We start from the raw sequence: 17,144 nt of genomic DNA on the forward strand, positions 1-17,144 counted from the left end.
GACACATAGCGTGAACTCAGCTTTTTTCTTTGGCGTCCAGACGCGTCGTTTCCTGTTCCGTCAGAGGTCGTCTCATCCAAGCGAACACGGCAGAACGAGTTCGAAAGCGGCTCCTTTTGAGGCGGACTTCAACACCAGGTCCGCATGATTGGCTCGTAGAAGCGAACGGGCGATCGACAGTCCCAGACCTGCGCCGCCTTCGCTTCGGCGGGTCGTGAAAAAAGGCTCGAAGATACGCCCGGCGTCCCCCTCGGCCACGCCGGGTCCGTCGTCCGCTACCCGCAGGCAGACCTGTTCGTCCTCGACACGAGCGGTAATCGCGACCTCGCCCGCCCCGACCTGGCGGCTGTTCTCCAGCAGAATCGTCAAGGCCATCTCCAGACTGGCCTCGGGTACGGCGACACGGGGCAAGTCGTCCGGAAGATCAATGACGATCCTCAAACGGTTTCGAAGAGCATCCGCGATCCTAGCCGCCGCCAACTGAACATCCACCGCCGCCCCCGCTTCTGGCTTCGCCATGTCGGCCCGCGCCAGGTCCAGCAATCGCGTCACTAGGTCCGACAGACGCCGCGCATCAGCGTCGATGTTGTCGAGGAAGCGTCGGCGCTGCTCCGCCTCCATGTCGTCGCCGTGGTCCTGAAGCAGTTCGACGGCGCCCTGGATGCCTGTCAGCGGCGTTTTGAATTCATGACTGACGGCGGCGGCGAAGTCGCGCAGATAGCGTGAGCGACGATCGACTGCCTCAGCCATACGGCCGAAGTCCTGATAGAGGTCGCGAATCTCGACCGCCGCCGTTGCGGGCGGAGGCGGCACCGCCCCCCCGCCATGGGTCACGTCCCTGGCGACGCGACGCAGCGCCTCGATCGGTCGTGCGATGCCGCGCGAGACCACGACCGCCAGCACGCTGAGCAGGCCGAGGACCGTGATGATCCCGAACAGGATCTTGCCCCGGTCCTGATAAATCCCCTTGAACAGGGCGCGCGGTGATCGCGAAGCCAGAACCACGCCCTCAACCCGACCATTCACCACCACCGGCCGCGCGTGATGGATACGCAGTCCCGAAGCTCGACTGAGCCATTCCATCTGATATCGCGGCAGATAGGCGTCGTTACGACGCAACACGGTCGCTGAGGCGCCGGAAAGGGCGGTCCTCACCTCCGGTAGATCGCCCCATGATCCGCCTCGCCCCAATCCTCTCACCACGACGCCGTTCCGGTCCAGAAGCGCGACGGAAGCCAGGGTGATCCGACTGGTCTCCTCTATAATCGGCGCCATGTGCGCCGCGGCGACCACCGCCGCTTGATCCGGCGGTCCATGGGCGCGACGAACGGACGGACGTGGCGGCAGGACCGGATCGGAACGCAGGTCGATGTCCGCCGGTTCGGGTCGGTAATACCCCGGCTCCGACCGCTGGACCTCTGTCGAGGCGACGTTAAGGGCGCCCGGCCACAACGCCTCGGCCGCGGCAGACAAGGCGGCGGTCTGCGCGATCAGTTCAGCCTCCGTCTGGCGGACCAGGGTATTCTCGTAGACGCGCAGGAAGATCGCACTGATCCCCGGCAGGACCGCCGCAAAGAACAGCACCGACAGCAGGATGGTGCGCAGGCGCATGGCCGGCCAATGCTCACGAACGAACGTTCGAACTCGCCGGACAACGTCGCCGATCACGCCGAACCGCCGCGACAGGGCCCCATCTGATAGCCTACTCCCGCACGCGTCTCGATCACGTCAGCGGCGCCTAGCGCGGCGAACTTGGCGCGCAGGTTGCGGACGTGGCTGTCAATGGTCCGGTCCGTCAAGGCGAAGCCCGGCCCGTGAATGCGATCAATGATGGCGTCGCGCGTGAAGACCATCCGCGGCGCCGAAGCCAGCATCTTGACGATGCCGAACTCGGTCAGAGTCAGCGAGACCTCAAGATCATCCCAACGCGTACGCCAGCCGTCCGTATCCAGAGACAGACGTCCGATCCGCACCCCGCCGGGCGGAGACGGAGGCGGCGAGAGGTTCACCCGTCTCAGAATGGCGGCGACGCGAGCGACCACCTCCCTTGGACTGAACGGCTTGACCACATAGTCATCGGCGCCCAGCTCAATACCCAGGATGCGGTCGATCTCGTCGTCGCGCGACGACAGGAAGAGAACAGGAAGCGGTCCTTGCGCGCGAATACGGCGGCAAACCTCGATCCCGTCCATACGCGGCATGTTGATGTCGAGGATCACCAGGTCCGGCGACCGTTCTGCTATGGCGGCCAGCGCCGCCTCTCCATCTCCGGCCTCACGCGTGGCCAGCCCCGCCTTGCCGAGGGCGAAAGTCAGAAGGTCGCGGATATGCGGGTCGTCGTCAACGACCAGAACTGTGCGCTGCATAATGGCCATGTTCAGGCTCCGGCTTCAGAGGTCAACGGTGCGACCACAGGCGCAGGCGGCGGCAAGAGCGTTCCGGCGCAATCGCGAACGCCGGGGACCGGCGCCGTCAACGGCCGATTTGCGGTTAAGCGCGCCACACGGTCCAGCCGCCGCGCATCCCGCCAGCGCCAGCCGCGCCATTGGGCCTGCTGGGCTTGCATCGCCTCCAGTTGCCGAACGCGCACCGAAGCGACACGGTCCCTGAGCGTCGGGTCCGACAGACGCAGCTCCAGTTCGACCAGCGGCGCCAGAGCTGCACCGTTCAGACTGTCCAGATAACAGAGATCCAGTCCCGCCCCCTGCCCGTCGATTTCACGAGCATGGCGCACGTTCCAGGTCGCGGCGATCGCTCCCAGGTCAACCACGCTGACGATCGCCAGAACGGCCAGCCCGACGCCGACATTGACGTTGATCAGCCAGCTCGCGCTCTTGTTCCTCAACAGACGCCAGCAGATAAGACCCAGGCCGACGCCCACAAGCGCCATCCAGATCATGGCAGCGATGCGGAAACGGGTCAGTGAATACACCTCTATATAGTCCGCCGTTCGCAAGAGACTGGACGCCACCAGCAACAAGTTCTGCCCGACCCAGAGCATGACCAGTCCGCGGATCAGCGGTCTCGACGCGGTCTCTGATCCCGGCCGCAGGAAGACCAGGACGAACAGGCCAGCCAGCAAGGCTGTCACGATCAGCGGATAGGCGCCGCGGTGGGCGTACTCGGCCAGGGACACGCCCTCGGGTAAAGGCGCTCCGCTCCACAGGAAAGTCAGATCCAGCCCGTTCTGCACCGCGAACAGCACGTTGAAGACCACCAAGGACAGGGTGACGGACGTCGCAGCGCCGCCCGGCACGACCCGCCCCTCAAGCGACGGCAATGCGATCAAGCGACGCCTCCAGCGCGGCCGCAGAATTCCCCCGACCGCCACCAAGACCGCGCCCCAGAAAATAGCGCGAGCCGCCATCTCATGTGTCAGAGAGGGCAGCCGCAGCCGAGTCATCAAATCGCCAATCAGGGGGTTGGCGCTGGCGAATAGGCCCAGAAAAACCACGCCGCCCAAAACAGGTAAAATCAGCAGACGCGCCATGCTCGGCAGGTTGGCGGCGCGCCCACGCCTACGGTTGACGCGGTTCAATCGGATCAAATCGATCCACGGGCCTGCTACAGACACGGCGGCGTGGACGAGCAGTCTTTGGCTCCAGCGCCAAGCGTTCTCGCCGTGGCGGACACGCGTCGATTGCACGGCGACCATCAGAGCCAGCCCGAACAACACCCACGTCAGTAATGCCGGCCGATCAATCATCACAAGAGCCAGCACAGCCGCAAGGCCCGCCACAACCAGCCCGCGTCGATCCCTGTTCCAGCCTTTGCGAAACAGCAGCGCCGCCCCCAGCCACAGCAAGGCAAACACGCCGAGCGTCGCGCCCGGTCTCTGCATGAAGAACAGAAAGTCAGCCGTCGCGACGAGTAAGACTCCTGCGCCGACCTTCGGCCAGAAGGATGATCGATTTAGCGAGAGGGACACGGGCGAACAGGCCTCCTTTTCAGAAGGAGTCTTGTCGTCGTTCTGCATCAAGCCCTGATGGCCGGGCCGTCAACGATCCAGGCAGAACACGTGCAGAAAGCGTGCAGAGGACGGGCGAGGTCACGTGCACATCCGGCACGTGATGCCAAACAGGTATCACAAACAAACAAATCGGCATTTTAGATCATGACGCACGCCTCCTAAGGTCCATCGGAATACGAAGTGCGGAGACGACAGGGTGCAGGGATCAGCGATTGAACGGGTGGAGACGATCGTCCTCGACGTGCCGACTATCCGGCCGCACGTCCTGTCGGTCGCCACCATGCAGTCGCAGACCGTGGTCCTGGTGCGCCTGCGCTGCGCCGACGGGATCGAGGGGATCGGCGAAGGCACCACCATCGGCGGACTGACCTACGGCGGCGAAAGCCCCGAAGGCATCAAGCTGGCCATCGACGCCTATTTCGCGCCGCTGCTGATCGGCGCCGACACCACCCGCCCGGCCGTCATCATGGAGCGGCTGCGCCGCTCGATCATCGACAACCGTTTCGCCAAGAACGCCGTCGAAACCGCCCTGCTGGACATTCAGGGCAAGCGCCTGGGCGTGCCGGTCAGCGAACTGCTGGGTGGGCGCATCCGCGACCGCCTGCCGGTGCTGTGGACCCTGGCCAGCGGCGACACCGCCCAGGATATCGCCGAGGCCGAGGCCATGCTGGCGTCGGGCCGCCACGCCGCCTTCAAGCTGAAGATCGGCAAGCGCCCCGTGCAGGAAGACGTGGCCCACGTGGCGGCGATCAAGCGCGCCCTGGGCGAGCGGGCCAGCATCCGCGTCGACGTCAACCAGGCCTGGAGCGAGGCCGCCGCCAAACGCGCCCTGCCCCTGTTGGCCGATGCGGGCGTCGATCTGGTCGAACAGCCGATCCGCGCCCATGCGACGGCGGGCATGGCCCGGCTCACGGCCATGGGCCTGATCCCCATCATGGCCGACGAAGCCCTGCACGGTCCCGAGAGCGGCTACGCCCTGGCCTGCGGTCAGGCGGCCGACGTCTTCGCCCTGAAGATCGCCCAGGCCGGCGGCCTGACCGAGGCCAAGCGCCTGGCCGGGATCGCCCAGGCGGCGGGCGTCGCCCTTTACGGCGGCACCATGCTGGAAGGGCCGGTCGGCACCATCGCCTCGGCCCAGTTGTTCGCCACCCTGCCCGAGATCGAGTTCGGCACCGAACTGTTCGGCCCCCTGCTGCTGACCGAGGAACTGCTAGTCGAGCCGCTGCACTACGCCGACGGCTGCCTGACCGTGCCCAGCGGGCCGGGTCTGGGCATTCAGTTGAACGAGGACGCCGTCGCGGCGCTCCGCCGCGATCGAGATTCCCGGACCTCGGTCATCACGCCCAAACTGGTTGCGGGGTAAGACGATGCTGTTTCATGTGACCATGGATGTGCGCATTCCGCACGACGCCGACCCGGCGAAGATCGACAGGCTGAAGGCCGAGGAGAAGGCCCGCGCCCAGGATCTGCAACGTCAGGGAATCTGGCGTCACCTGTGGCGCGTCGCGGGGCGATACAGCAACGTCAGCATCTTCGACGTCGCCGACGCCCAGACGTTGCATGACCTGCTCAGCACCCTGCCGCTGTTTCCCTACATGGACGTCCAGGTCACCGCCCTGTGCCGCCATCCGTCATCGATCCACGAGGACGATCGCTAAGAGCCCCCAAGGGCCAAGTACAATGGAGAGGAAGAAGACATGACCGAAGATTTCGTCGCCACGCCCGAGATTCAGCAGCTTCTCGACCGCGCCAGCGGCATGACCGTCGAGGGCGGCGATCCCCGTCTGAAGGCCATCACCCGCGACGTGGTAGAGGCCCTGATGCGCGTCATCGTCAAGCATGACGTCAGCGAGGACGAATTCTGGGGCGCGATCAAATTCTTCCAGGACGGCGCCCAGGAGTTCGGCCTGATCGTGCCGGGTTCGGGTCTTGAGCACTTCATGGACCTGTTCCTCGACGCCAAGGACGCCGAGGCGGGCCGTACCGGCGGCACCCCGCGCACCATCGAAGGCCCCCTCTATGTCGAGGGCGCGCCGCTGGTCGAAGGCGACAGCGTCAACCTGACCGACGACGCCGACGACACCGACACCCTCTATATGACCGGCAACATCGTCGGCCCCGACGGCGAGGCCCCGGCCGACGCCATCCTTCACGTCTGGCACGCCAATTCGAAGGGCTTCTATTCCCACTTCGACCCGACCGGCGAACAGACCCCGTTCAACAACCGTCGCCGCATCAAGATCGGCGCGGACGGCCGCTATTACTTCAGCTCCAAGATCCCCAGCGGCTATTCGGTGCCGCCGAACGGCGCGACCGACCGGATGCTGAAGGCCATCGGCCGCCACGGCAACCGCCCGGCCCACGTCCACTTCTTCGTCGAGGCGCCCGGCTATCGTTCGCTGACGACCCAGATCAACTTCGGCGACGATCCATTCGCGGCCGACGACTTCGCCTTCGCCACCCGCGACGGCCTGCTGCCGGTGCCGCAGCGTCAGGGCGACAGCGCCTATGTCGCCTTCGACTTCACCCTGCAGCGCGCCGCTGAAAAGGCGGACGAAAGCCTGTCCGGCCGCGCCCGCGCGGCGGCCTGATCGAAAGACCTGCGGTTCGTGTCCAAGATTTTCGCTTCTCCCCGCGCCGCGCTCGAGGGCCTGTTGTTCGACGGCATGACCATCATGTCCGGCGGCTTCGGGCTCTCGGGCAACCCCGAGAGCCTGATCCCCGAGATCCGGGCTTCCGGGGTCGGCGGGCTGACCGTCATCTCCAACAATGCGGGCGCCGACGGCTTCGGCCTGTGGATGCTGCTGGAGAGCCGTCAGGTGAAGAAGATGATCTCCAGCTACGTCGGCGAGAACAAGCTGTTCGAGCAGCAGTATCTCTCGGGCGAACTGGAGCTGGAATTGAACCCGCAGGGCACCCTGGCCGAACGCATCCGGGCGGGGGGCGCTGGCATCCCCGCCTTCTATACCAAGACCGGCGTCGGCACCGTCGTCGCCGAGGGCAAGCCCGTCGAGACCTTCGAGGGCGAAGACTATGTGCGCGAAACCTGGCTGCGCGCCGACCTGTCGATCATCAAGGCCTGGCGGGCCGATCCGGCCGGGAACCTGATGTTCCGCAAGACGGCGCGCAACTTCAATCCGAACATGGCGACGGCTGGAAAGACCACCGTGGTCGAAGTCGAGGAGATCGTCCCCGAAGGCGCTCTCGATCCCGACGCCATCCACACGCCAGGCATCTATGTCGACCGCATCGTCCTCAGCACCATCAATGAAAAGCGAATCGAGAAGCTGATGACTCGTCCGCGCGAGGAGGCCTCGGCATGAGCTGGACCCGCGACGAGATGGCCGCCCGCGCCGGGCAGGAACTACGCGACGGCTACTATGTGAATCTGGGCATCGGCATACCGACGCTGGTCGCCAACCATGTGCCGGAAGGCGTCCGCGTCACGCTGCAAAGCGAGAACGGCCTGCTGGGCATCGGTCCCTTCCCGTTCGAGGGCGAGGCGGACCCCGACCTGATCAACGCCGGCAAGCAGACCGTGACCGTGCTGCCGACCTCCAGCTTCTTCTCCTCGGCCGACAGCTTCGCCATGATCCGGGGCGGCCATATCGACATGGCCGTGCTGGGGGCGATGGAGGTCGCCGCCAACGGCGATCTGGCCAACTGGACCATCCCCGGCAAGATGGTGAAGGGTATGGGCGGGGCGATGGATCTGGTCGCCGGGGTCAAGCGCATCGTCGTCGTGATGGATCACGTCGCCAAGGACGGCTCGCCCAAGATTCTGGAGCAATGCGCCCTGCCCCTGACCGGTCGGAAGGTCGTAGACCTGATCATCACCGATCTGGGCGTCATCGCCGTGGATCGCAAACAGGGCGGCCTGACGCTGATCGAGACCGCGCCCGGCGTCACGGTCGAGGAGATCACGGCCAAGACTGGCGCCCCGCTGGCCATCGCGGCGGCGACGGCATGAGCGCCCTCACCCAAGCCTTCATCTGCGACGCCGTCCGCACCCCGGTCGGACGGCTGAACGGCGGGCTGTCGGCGGTGCGCGCCGACGATCTGGCGGCGATCCCGCTGCGGGCGCTGGCCGAGCGCAACCCTGCGCTGGACTGGAGCGCCGTCGAGGACGTCATCCTGGGCTGCGCCAATCAGTCGGGCGAGGACAACCGCAACGTCGCGCGCATGGCCGTGCTGCTGGCGGGCCTGCCCGAGACCGTGCCGGGATCGACGATCAACCGCCTGTGCGGATCGGGCCTCAACGCCGTGGGGCTGGCGGCGCAGGCCATCCGCGCGGGCGAGGCCGAGCTGATGATCGCCGGCGGCGCCGAGAGCATGACCCGCGCCCCCTATGTGATGGGCAAGGCCGCAACCGCCTTCGACCGCGCCCAGACGATCGAAGACACGACGATGGGCTGGCGCTTCATCAACCCGGCCCTGTGCGCCGCCTATGGCGTGGACACGATGCCCCAGACGGCCGAAAACGTCGCCGAACAGTGGGCCATCACCCGCGAGGCGCAGGACGCCTTCGCCCTGGACAGCCAGACCAAGGCCGCCGCCGCCCTGGCCTCGGGCCGGTTCGACGCCGAGATCACGCCCGTCTCCGTGCCCCAGCGGCGCGGCGACCCCGTCCTCTTCGCCGTGGACGAACACCCGCGCGCCACCTCCCTCGACGCGCTTGCCAAGCTAAAGCCGGTCGTGCGACCCGACGGGACGGTGACGGCGGGCAACGCCTCGGGCCTCAATGACGGAGCGGCCGCGATGATCGTCGCCTCCGAGGCCGCCGCCCGCACCCACGGCTTGACGCCGCGCGCTCGCGTCGTCGCCATGGCGACCTCGGGCGTGGCGCCGCGCATCATGGGCGTCGGCCCGGTCGAGACGGCGCGCAAACTGTTCGCCCGCACCGGCCTGAGCATGGCCGACATGGACGTCATCGAGCTGAACGAGGCCTTCGCCGCGCAGGCGCTGGCCGTGCTTCAGGTGCTTCAGGTCGATCCGCGCGATCCGCGCCTGAACCCCAACGGCGGCGCCATCGCCCTGGGCCATCCGCTCGGGATGTCGGGCGCCCGCATCGTCATGACGGCGGTGGAACAGCTTCACCTCACCGGCGGCCGCTACGCCCTTTGCACCATGTGCATCGGCGTCGGTCAGGGCATCGGCATGATCGTGGAGCGGGTATGAGCAAGCAACACGTTACGCTCGGCGACGGCTGCCGTCTGGCCTGGCGCTTCGACGGCCCTGAAGACGCGCCGGTGCTGCTGCTGTCCAACTCTCTGGGCACGCGGATGGAGATGTGGGACGCCCAGATGGGCGCCTTCTCCGCCCGGTTCGGGGTGCTGCGTTATGACAGCCGGGGGCACGGCGCCTCGGACGCGCCAGCGGGCGCCTACGGCCTCGACCGGTTGGGCCGCGACGTGGTGGAATTGCTGGACGCCCTTGGCCTTGAGCGCGTCGCCTTCTGCGGTCTGTCGTTGGGCGGCATGGTCGGTCAATGGATGGGGGTGCGCGCGCCCGAACGGCTGGAGCGGCTGGTGCTGGCCAATACTTCGGCCTTCATGGGACCGCCATCGGCATGGGACGCACGCATCGCCGGCGCCCTGTCGCAGGGGATGGCGCCGCTGACGGCGGCCTCGGTCGCGCGCTGGTTCACGCCGGACTTCGCCGCCCGATCGCCCGATCCGGTCGCCGTGATCGAGGCCGGGCTGCTGGCGACCTCGCCGCAGGGCTACGCCGGGTGCTGCGCCGCCATCCGCGACATGGACTTAAGACGCTTGGGCGGGCTGATTACGACGCCGACGCTGGTCATCTCGGGTGCCGCCGATCCGGCCACTCCGCCCGACCAAGCCGCCGCCCTGGTGAAGGCCATCCCCGAGGCCCAGTTGAAGGTGCTGGACGGCGCCCACCTGTCGAACGTCGAACAGCCCGACCTCTTCGCCAGCGCCGTGCTCAGCTTCCTCTCGGCCTGATCTGGCTGCGGGTGCGTTCGCGCACCAGGGCGCAGAAGCCGCCCAGAACCGAGGACCGATTGTCGCGCAGATAGGCCAGGCTCAACTGCGTCTCTTGCTCCTCGCCCAGCAGGGGGCGATAGGCGACGCCGTGCAACTGGGCGTCCGAGGTCGATTCCGGCACGATCGACACCCCCGCTCCCACCGACACCAGCGACAGGGCCGTCTGGATCTCCAGCGTCTCCTGAGCGATCTCGGGCGTGAAGCCCTCGGCGCGGCACAGGTCCAGCACATGGTCGGCGAAGCTGGGCCGGGGCTGGCGCGGGTAAAGGATGAAGGGCCGCACCGCCAGATCGGCCAGGGCGATGTGGCTCTGTTCGGCCAGCACGTCGGTGTCGGGCAAAGCCACGATCAGCGGTTCGCGCTGGACCACCTCGCTGACGATGTCGGGATCCTGAATGCCGGGTCGGGCGAAGGCCACGTCGATGGAGCGGTCGCGCAGCGCCACCCTCAACTCGGCCGTGTTCATGGCGTGCAGCACCAGTTCAACCTCAGGATACTGTTCGCGATAGGCGTTGAAGACGCCCGGCAGGATCGAAAAGGTCGCCGAGCCGACGAAGCCCACCTGGATCACCCCGACCAAGCCCTCGGCCGCGCGGCGCGCCACGCGCACGGCGTCGGCCACCCGCGCCTGAATGTCGCGGGCGCGCGGCAGCAGGGCCTCGCCCGCCGGGGTCAGCTGGATGACGCTGCGGCTGCGGTCGAACAGCAGGGCGCCGATAGCGTTTTCAAGGCTGGCGATCTGACGGCTGAGGGCGGGCTGGGCGATGAAGAGGCGTTCGGCCGCACGGCCGAAGTGCAGTTCTTCGGCCACGGCAAGAAAATAGCGCAGACGCCGCACATCGACGCCCGAAAGGACGGCGCGCGGCAGAGGTTCCGGCATCGGCGAGCGTTTCATTCCAACATCAGAGCCTGACGCTGGATTGCAAGGCAATAACCAAAAGGCATCAGACTCTGCCCTTTTTGTATTGGCTCATTATCAGACCCTCCGACAGTCTTCGTTTCAGGGACAAGCAACGAGCCGCGAAAAGCGGCCCAACCCAGGAAACGAACATGACAGCGGCGCCCAGCCCGATCACGCGATCCTGCCCGGTTCCGGGCAGCCGACCCAAGCTCCAGACCGTCGTCCGCAATGTGACGGGCAGCGGCATCGTGGAGTTCGACTTCATCTACGGCGACCCGGACCTGAGCGTCGAACTGGTTCTGCCGATCGCCGCCTTCAAGGAGTTCTGCTTTGAGAACGGCTGCCTGGTGACCGCCGCCGATCCCGCCGCCAGCCACGCCGTGCTGCGCCTCGTCAAGGACGGCCCCGCCGTCGCCCCCGTGTCTGTTGGAGCGTCACAATGAATATCGACCTCAAGGCCGAGGCGATCACGCCGCGGCGTCACACCTTCTCACACATCGCGCGACGGTTCGGCGTCGACAAGCCCGCCTCTCGCTATGACGAGGCGACCTATGACGTGCAGCCGATGGTCAACTTCCACTATCGGCCGACTTATTCGCCCGAATTCGAGCTGTACGACCCGCGTCGCACGCGCATCGTGATGAAGGACTGGTTCGTCTTCCGCGACCCGCGCCAGTTCTACTACGCCTCGTACAATATCAGCCGCGCGGCCATGCAGCAGTCGTTCGACGACGCCGTGAACTTCGTCGAGAAGCGCGATCTGGTCGCCGGCGTCGATCCGGCCTGGCGCGACCTGTTCGCCGCCTATCTGCTGCCGCTGCGCCACGTCGAGTGGGCGGCGAACATGAACTGCCAACTGATGGCCGACTGGGGCTTCGGGACGCAGATCACCTCGGCGGCGGCCTTCTGCGGCGCCGACCGTCTGGGCATCGCCCAGGTCATCTCGCGCATCGGCCTGCTGCTGGGTCAGGGAACCGAAAGCGCCCTGGCCGACGCCAAGACCCAATGGCTGGAGGCCGATGTCTGGCAGCCGATGCGCCGCCTGGCCGAAGATCAGATGGTCGTCCACGACTGGTTCGAGCTGTATGTCGCCCAACTGATCGTGCTGGACGGCTATATCTATCCGCTAGTCACCGGCGCCTTCGACCGCGCCGGCGCCGCGCACAACGGCGCGCCCTTGTCGATGATGACCGGCTTCCTCGGCGACTGGTTCGCCGACAACAGCCGCTGGACCGACGCCGTGGTCAAGGCGGCGGCGGCTGAATCGGACGCCAACCGCATCGTCCTGGGCGAGTGGTTCGAGCGCTGGTCCGCCCGCGCCGAAGAGGCCGTCCGCCCGATCGCCGCCATGGTGCTGGGCGCTGAGGGCGACGCGGCCGTGGACGCCGTCGGCGCGCGTCTGCGCGAACGGATGGTCGGCCTGAACGCCCTGGAAGCCCGGGAGATGGCGGCATGATCAAGCCCGTTTCCATCAGCATTCAAAACACTCAGGACGGATTCGCCATCGTCGAAGCCATCCTGGCCGACAACCCCGAGGCCCAGAGCACCCCCTTGCCGGCCATGACCAAGATCGACTGCCCCGGTCGGCTGGAGATCCGCGCCGAAAGCGTTTCCGAACGCCTGGGCCGCGACTGGGATCCTCAGGAAATCCACCTCAGCGTCATCTCCCTGTCCGGTTCGGTGGACGAGGACGACGGCTCTCTGATCATCTTCTGGAGATAGGCATGACCCCGCGCAAAATGAGCCTGAAGCAGAAATACGGCGCCTATACGCGAGGTCTGGACTGGAAACCGACCTATCAGAGCGCCGACGACATCTTCCCCTTCGCCAAATATGAAGGGATCAAGATCCACGACTGGGACGCCTGGGAAGACCCCTTCAAGCTGACCATGGACGCCTATTGGAAGTTCCAGGCGGAGAAGGAGCGCAAGCTCTACGCCGTCATCGACTCCATGGCCCAGAACAACGGCCAGCTGGGCATCACCGACGCCCGCTATCTGAACGCGGTCAAGCTGTTCATCCAGGGCGTGACGCCGCTGGAGTATCAGGCGCACCGCCACTTCGCCCACCTGGCGCGGCACCTGCCGGGCGCCGGCCTGCGCGTGGCGGCGCAGATGCAGTCGATCGACGAACTGCGTCACTGCCAGACGCAGATCCACACCATCAGCCACTACAACAAGTATTTCGACGGCATCCATGACTTCGCCCACATGCATGACCGCCTGTGGTACCTGTCGGTGCCCAAGTCCTTCTTCGACGATGCGACCAGCGCCGGGCCGTTCGAATTCCTGACCTCGATCAGCTTCGCCTTCGAATACGTCCTGACCAATCTGCTGTTCGTGCCCTTCATGTCGGGCGCGGCCTATAACGGCGACATGGCGACGGTGACGTTCGGCTTCTCGGCCCAGTCTGACGAGAGCCGCCACATGACGCTGGGCCTCGAAGCCGTCCGCTTCCTGCTGGAACAGGACGAGGCCAATGTGCCGATCGTCCAGGGCTGGATCGACAAGTGGTTCTGGCGCGGCTACCGCCTGCTGTCGCTGGTCGGCATGATGATGGACTACATGCTGCCCAAGAAGGTCATGTCCTGGGGCGAGGCGTGGGAGACCTATTATGAGCAGGCGGGCGGCGCCCTGTTCGCCGACCTGGCCCGCTACGGCATCCGCGAGCCGAAATACGCCGACGTCGCCAAGGCCGAAAAGGGCCACATGACGCACCAGGCGTGGGGCATCTTCTACAACTACACCCACGCCGCCGCCATGCACACCTGGGACATCGACGAGGCCCACATGGCCTGGCTGCGCGAGAAGTATCCCGACACCTTCGCCCAGCACTATGAGCCGCGTTATCGCAAGTGGCGCGAACAGGCCGAGGAAGGAAAGCGCTTCTACAACGACGGCCTGCCCCAGCTGTGTCAGGTCTGCCAGATCCCGATGGCCTTCACCGAGGTCGGCGATCCGAACACCATCAGCTTCCGCGTCTCAGAACACGGCGGCGACAAGTTCCACACCTGTTCGGACGGCTGCAAGGACATCTTCGACCACGAGCCGGAGAAGTACGCCCAGGCTTGGCTGCCGGTGCACCAGATCTTCCAGGGCGCCTGCGGCGGGGCGACCCTGCCCGAGGTGCTGGACTGGTATCACATCAACCAGGGCGCCGATAACATGGACTACGCCGGATCCCCCGAAGAAGAGCAGTGGAACCGCTGGATGGAGGGGCGCCGCCCCGTCGTCCCGGTCGCGGCGGAATAAGGAGGACAGCTCATGGCCACCGCAAGCCTGCACCCCGGTTACACCGGCCCCGTCCGCGACCGCGTCGAGAACTTCAATGGCGCCCAGCTGGTCTATGTCCACTGGGAGGAGCATCTGAACTTCTGCTCGGCGATCACCCTGCCGCTGCCGCCGCAGACGCCCTTCGCCGCCCTGACCGGCGAGATCCTGCCGTCGCTCTACGCGGTGGATCCGGAATGGGCCGAGGTCGACCTGTCCAAGGCCCGCTGGATGCTGGACGGCGCCGACTGGACGCCCGATCCGGCCCGATCGCTGGCCGATCAGGGCGTCGGCCACAAGTCGCTGATCCGCTTCTGGACCGGCCTTTCCGCCACGGCCTGAGGATACGCCGATGCCGACCCTGACCATCGAGCCGATCGGCGAGACCATCGAGGTCGCGCCCGGTCAGACCCTGCTGGACGCCTGCCTTCGGGCCGGCGTCTGGCTGCCCCACGCCTGCGGCCACGGCCTGTGCGGCACCTGCAAGGTCGAGGTGCTGGAAGGCGAGGTCGATCACGGCGGCGCCTCCCCCTTCGCCCTGATGGATTTCGAGCGCGACGACGGCAAGACCCTGGCCTGCAGCGCCATGCTGTTGGCCGACACGGTCATCGAGGCCGACGTCGACGAAGACGAAGACGCCCGCCGCATCACCGTCGACGACTATGTCGGTCAGGTCGAGCATCGCGAGATGATCACCCCGGACATCATGGCCCTGTGGCTGCGTCTCGACGGCGCGGGGCTGGACTTTCAGGCGGGGCAGTACGTCAACCTGCGCCTGCCGGGCATAGAGGGCGCCCGCGCCTTCTCCATCGCAAGCAGCCCCGCCCAACCGAACCTGATCGAACTGCACGTCCGTCGCGTCCCCGGCGGCGTCGGCACCGCCTGGCTGCACGACGAACTGAAGACGGGCGACCGGCTGGAGTTCACCGGGCCGATGGGGCGCTTCTACGTCCGCCGCTCGGCCGAGAAGCCGCTGATCTTCCTGGCGGGCGGATCGGGCCTGTCCAGTCCCAAGGGCATGATCCTGGACCTGCTTGAACAGGGCTATTCCGAGCCCATCACCCTGCTGCACGGCGGGCGCCGCCCATGCGACCTGCATTTCGGCGACCTGTTCCGACGGCTTGAGGCCGAGCACGACAACTTCCGCTATGTCCCCGCCGTGTCCCAGCCCGAGGCCGACGACGTCTGGGACGGCGAGACCGGCTATGTCCACGAAGCGGCCGAACGGCTGTTCGAAGGACGGTTCAGCGGCTGTCAGGCCTATCTGTGCGGGCCGCCGCCGATGATCGAGGCGGGCGTCATCGCCCTGATGAAGGGCCGCCTGTTCGAGCGGGACATCTTCATGGAGCGGTTCCTGACGGCCGGCGACGCCGAGGCGACGGCGCGCTCGCCCCTGTTCCGCAAGATCTGACGCCGAAACGCCGCGTCTGAGGGGGCGCGGCGCAATCCAAAACCGGGCGGGTTCGACCGGCGCACCCGCGCCGGACGGCGGCCTGCGCCCAAAAACCAAGGGAGGGAAACGACAATGAAGACACTGAAAATCACGACCGCCTTGATGGCCGCCAGCTTGGCCATCGGCACCACGGGCGCCGCCCATGCAGGCGAAACGCGCGGCACGGCCTATGCCGACGGCGCGGAATCCCTGGGCGTGGCGCAACTGCCGCCGCCCGGAACCTATCTGCTGACCTACACCAACTATTACACGGCCGACCGCCTAAACGACGGCGACGGCGACAACCTGGTCCCGGACTTCTCGCTCAACGCCTTCGCCAACATCGCCCGCGTGGTCCACGTCAGCGACAAGACCTTCCTGGGCGCCACGGTCGCCGCCCACGCCCTGATTCCGATCGTCAATCTGGACGTGAAGGCGGGCGGCCAAAGCCAGAGCAATTTCGGCCTGGGCGACATCATCGTCAGCCCACTGGTGCTGGGCTGGAAGAAGGGCGACTGGAATCTGGTCGCCACCGTCGACACCTTCATCCCCACCGGCGACTACAAGGCGGGCGACCTGGCCAATATCGGCCGCAACTACTGGACGTTCGAGCCGGTCTTCGCCGCCACCTACGCCCAGCCGGGCGGCGGCTGGGAGGCCTCCGCCAAGGTGATGTACGACTTCAACACCACCAACGACGACACCGACTACAAGTCCGGCCAAAGCCTGCACACCGACGCGGCCGTGGCCTACACCACCGGCAAGCTGACGCTGGGGCTGACCGGCTACTATTACCGCCAGACCACCGACGACAAGATCGCCGGCGCCCGCGTCGGCCCCGACGGCGTGCGCGGCGAGGCCTTCGCCCTCGGCCCCCTGGTCCGCTACGTCGTCGGTCAGGTGCCGATCACCGCCCAGTGGCAGCATGAGTTCCACGCCGAGAACCGCCCGCAAGGCGACAAGCTCTGGGTAAAGGCGGCATTCCGCTTCTAATAGGCGCGTCAGCGCTCCAGGCAGGCAACAGCCCCCCAGGACCGTTCACAACCCGCTGAAATGCAAGGAAGATGGTAGGCGGCGACGGGTTCGAACCGCCGACCCTCTCGGTGTAAACGAGATGCTCTGACCAGCTGAGCTAGCCGCCCACATCATCCGACTCATCGTCGGGACAGGCTTCATGCCCTGTGACGGTCAGCCGTTCAAGGCGCTTTTCAAGCCTTCGCCGGGACGGAAGCGCGCGGTGCGCGAGGCCGGACGGGCGATCTCCTGGCCGGTCTGGGGGTTTCGAGCCACGCCCGCCTTGCGGTCTACGGCGACAAAGCTGCCGAAGCCGACCAGGCGCACGTCGCGCCCCTGAACCAACGCCCCCGTCACCTGATCGGTGAAGGCTTCCAGCGCCAGCTTGGCCTGGTCGCGGCTAATGCCCGCCGCCTCGGCCATGCGGCCGATCAGTTCCGTCTTGGTCATGCCTGCGGCTCCCCTCGGGAACGAAGGGCGCACTTAAGCCGCTGTTGGCGGGCGGGTCAAAAAGAAGACGGTCCGGGTCGCCCCGAACCGCCGTCCTTCATCG

At 66.5% G+C, this 17,144-nt stretch carries 19 protein-coding genes and 1 tRNA gene; 14 read left to right on the forward strand and 6 right to left on the reverse strand.

What is annotated here, in order from left to right; translation table 11 throughout:
• Positions 1-72: 72 nt before the first annotated feature.
• Genes ABC419_RS11285 through ABC419_RS11295 form a run of 3 tightly spaced genes read right to left on the reverse strand, consistent with a single transcriptional unit; the run spans position 73 to position 3,976 of the window.
• Positions 73-1,611: a sensor histidine kinase gene (locus ABC419_RS11285; RefSeq protein ID WP_412877447.1), complete on the reverse strand. Its 1,539-nt coding sequence runs from the start codon at positions 1,609-1,611 to the stop codon at positions 73-75.
• 53 nt (positions 1,612-1,664) lie between these two features.
• Positions 1,665-2,375 (reverse strand): response regulator, encoded by a 711-nt coding sequence (locus ABC419_RS11290; protein ID WP_412877446.1) that lies wholly within the window; start codon positions 2,373-2,375, stop codon positions 1,665-1,667.
• Positions 2,376-2,377: 2 nt separating this feature from the next.
• Positions 2,378-3,976: a DUF4153 domain-containing protein gene (locus tag ABC419_RS11295; protein WP_412878010.1), complete on the reverse strand. Its 1,599-nt coding sequence runs from the start codon at positions 3,974-3,976 to the stop codon at positions 2,378-2,380.
• Between the two features lie 214 nt (positions 3,977-4,190).
• On the opposite strand from ABC419_RS11295, the gene ABC419_RS11300 reads away from it, so the two are divergent.
• Genes ABC419_RS11300 through pcaD form a run of 7 tightly spaced genes read left to right on the forward strand, consistent with a single transcriptional unit; the run spans position 4,191 to position 9,933 of the window.
• Positions 4,191-5,333: a muconate/chloromuconate family cycloisomerase gene (locus ABC419_RS11300; protein WP_412878206.1), complete on the forward strand. Its 1,143-nt coding sequence runs from the start codon at positions 4,191-4,193 to the stop codon at positions 5,331-5,333.
• Between the two features lie 4 nt (positions 5,334-5,337).
• Positions 5,338-5,628, forward strand: a complete 291-nt coding sequence (catC, locus tag ABC419_RS11305; protein ID WP_200165468.1) for a muconolactone Delta-isomerase — start codon at positions 5,338-5,340, stop codon at positions 5,626-5,628.
• Positions 5,629-5,667: 39 nt separating this feature from the next.
• Positions 5,668-6,561 (forward strand): dioxygenase family protein, encoded by an 894-nt coding sequence (locus ABC419_RS11310; protein ID WP_412877444.1) that lies wholly within the window; start codon positions 5,668-5,670, stop codon positions 6,559-6,561.
• Between the two features lie 18 nt (positions 6,562-6,579).
• Entirely contained in the window at positions 6,580-7,293 is a 714-nt protein-coding gene (locus tag ABC419_RS11315; protein ID WP_412878207.1) for a CoA transferase subunit A, read from the forward strand.
• Positions 7,290-7,940 (forward strand): 3-oxoacid CoA-transferase subunit B, encoded by a 651-nt coding sequence (locus tag ABC419_RS11320; protein WP_412877443.1) that lies wholly within the window; start codon positions 7,290-7,292, stop codon positions 7,938-7,940. Before ABC419_RS11315 ends, ABC419_RS11320 begins: the two co-directional genes overlap by 4 nt.
• Positions 7,937-9,148 carry a 3-oxoadipyl-CoA thiolase gene (pcaF, locus tag ABC419_RS11325; protein WP_412877442.1) on the forward strand — a complete coding sequence of 404 codons (1,212 nt, stop codon included), beginning with the start codon at positions 7,937-7,939 and terminating at the stop codon, positions 9,146-9,148. Before ABC419_RS11320 ends, pcaF begins: the two co-directional genes overlap by 4 nt.
• Positions 9,145-9,933, forward strand: a complete 789-nt coding sequence (gene pcaD, locus ABC419_RS11330; protein ID WP_412877441.1) for a 3-oxoadipate enol-lactonase — start codon at positions 9,145-9,147, stop codon at positions 9,931-9,933. The genes pcaF and pcaD overlap by 4 nt, the downstream gene beginning before the upstream one ends.
• Here pcaD and ABC419_RS11335 read toward each other — a convergent pair.
• Positions 9,914-10,870, reverse strand: coding sequence for a LysR family transcriptional regulator (locus ABC419_RS11335; protein ID WP_292056431.1), 957 nt, complete (start codon positions 10,868-10,870; stop codon positions 9,914-9,916). The two genes, pcaD and ABC419_RS11335, sit on opposite strands and share 20 nt — an antisense overlap.
• 155 nt (positions 10,871-11,025) lie before the next feature.
• Here ABC419_RS11335 and ABC419_RS11340 point away from each other — a divergent pair, with 155 nt between their 5' ends.
• From ABC419_RS11340 to ABC419_RS11370, 7 genes are all read left to right on the forward strand, one after another.
• Positions 11,026-11,319: a phenol hydroxylase subunit gene (locus ABC419_RS11340; RefSeq protein ID WP_412877440.1), complete on the forward strand. Its 294-nt coding sequence runs from the start codon at positions 11,026-11,028 to the stop codon at positions 11,317-11,319.
• Positions 11,316-12,332 (forward strand): ferritin family protein, encoded by a 1,017-nt coding sequence (locus tag ABC419_RS11345; protein ID WP_412877439.1) that lies wholly within the window; start codon positions 11,316-11,318, stop codon positions 12,330-12,332. Before ABC419_RS11340 ends, ABC419_RS11345 begins: the two co-directional genes overlap by 4 nt.
• Positions 12,329-12,598, forward strand: a complete 270-nt coding sequence (locus tag ABC419_RS11350; protein ID WP_200165483.1) for an MmoB/DmpM family protein — start codon at positions 12,329-12,331, stop codon at positions 12,596-12,598. Before ABC419_RS11345 ends, ABC419_RS11350 begins: the two co-directional genes overlap by 4 nt.
• A gap of 2 nt (positions 12,599-12,600) precedes the next feature.
• Positions 12,601-14,127 (forward strand): aromatic/alkene/methane monooxygenase hydroxylase/oxygenase subunit alpha, encoded by a 1,527-nt coding sequence (locus ABC419_RS11355; protein ID WP_289647617.1) that lies wholly within the window; start codon positions 12,601-12,603, stop codon positions 14,125-14,127.
• Between the two features lie 12 nt (positions 14,128-14,139).
• The gene (locus ABC419_RS11360; protein WP_412877438.1) at positions 14,140-14,487 is read left to right on the forward strand and encodes a phenol hydroxylase subunit P4; all 348 of its coding nucleotides are present in this window, start codon (positions 14,140-14,142) and stop codon (positions 14,485-14,487) included.
• A 10-nt stretch (positions 14,488-14,497) separates the two neighbouring features.
• Positions 14,498-15,556 carry an NADH:ubiquinone reductase (Na(+)-transporting) subunit F gene (locus tag ABC419_RS11365; protein WP_412877437.1) on the forward strand — a complete coding sequence of 353 codons (1,059 nt, stop codon included), beginning with the start codon at positions 14,498-14,500 and terminating at the stop codon, positions 15,554-15,556.
• A gap of 114 nt (positions 15,557-15,670) precedes the next feature.
• The gene (locus ABC419_RS11370) at positions 15,671-16,570 is read left to right on the forward strand and encodes a SphA family protein (protein ID WP_412877436.1); all 900 of its coding nucleotides are present in this window, start codon (positions 15,671-15,673) and stop codon (positions 16,568-16,570) included.
• 72 nt (positions 16,571-16,642) lie between these two features.
• Here ABC419_RS11370 and ABC419_RS11375 read toward each other — a convergent pair.
• Both ABC419_RS11375 and ABC419_RS11380 read right to left on the reverse strand, forming a co-directional pair.
• A tRNA-Val gene (locus tag ABC419_RS11375) sits at positions 16,643-16,719 on the reverse strand.
• Between the two features lie 46 nt (positions 16,720-16,765).
• The gene (locus ABC419_RS11380) at positions 16,766-17,041 is read right to left on the reverse strand and encodes an HU family DNA-binding protein (RefSeq protein WP_312055154.1); all 276 of its coding nucleotides are present in this window, start codon (positions 17,039-17,041) and stop codon (positions 16,766-16,768) included.
• Between the last annotated feature and the right edge of the window lie 103 nt (positions 17,042-17,144).

It is taken from the genome of Brevundimonas phoenicis, from assembly GCF_047237745.1.
GTDB lineage: Bacteria > Pseudomonadota > Alphaproteobacteria > Caulobacterales > Caulobacteraceae > Brevundimonas.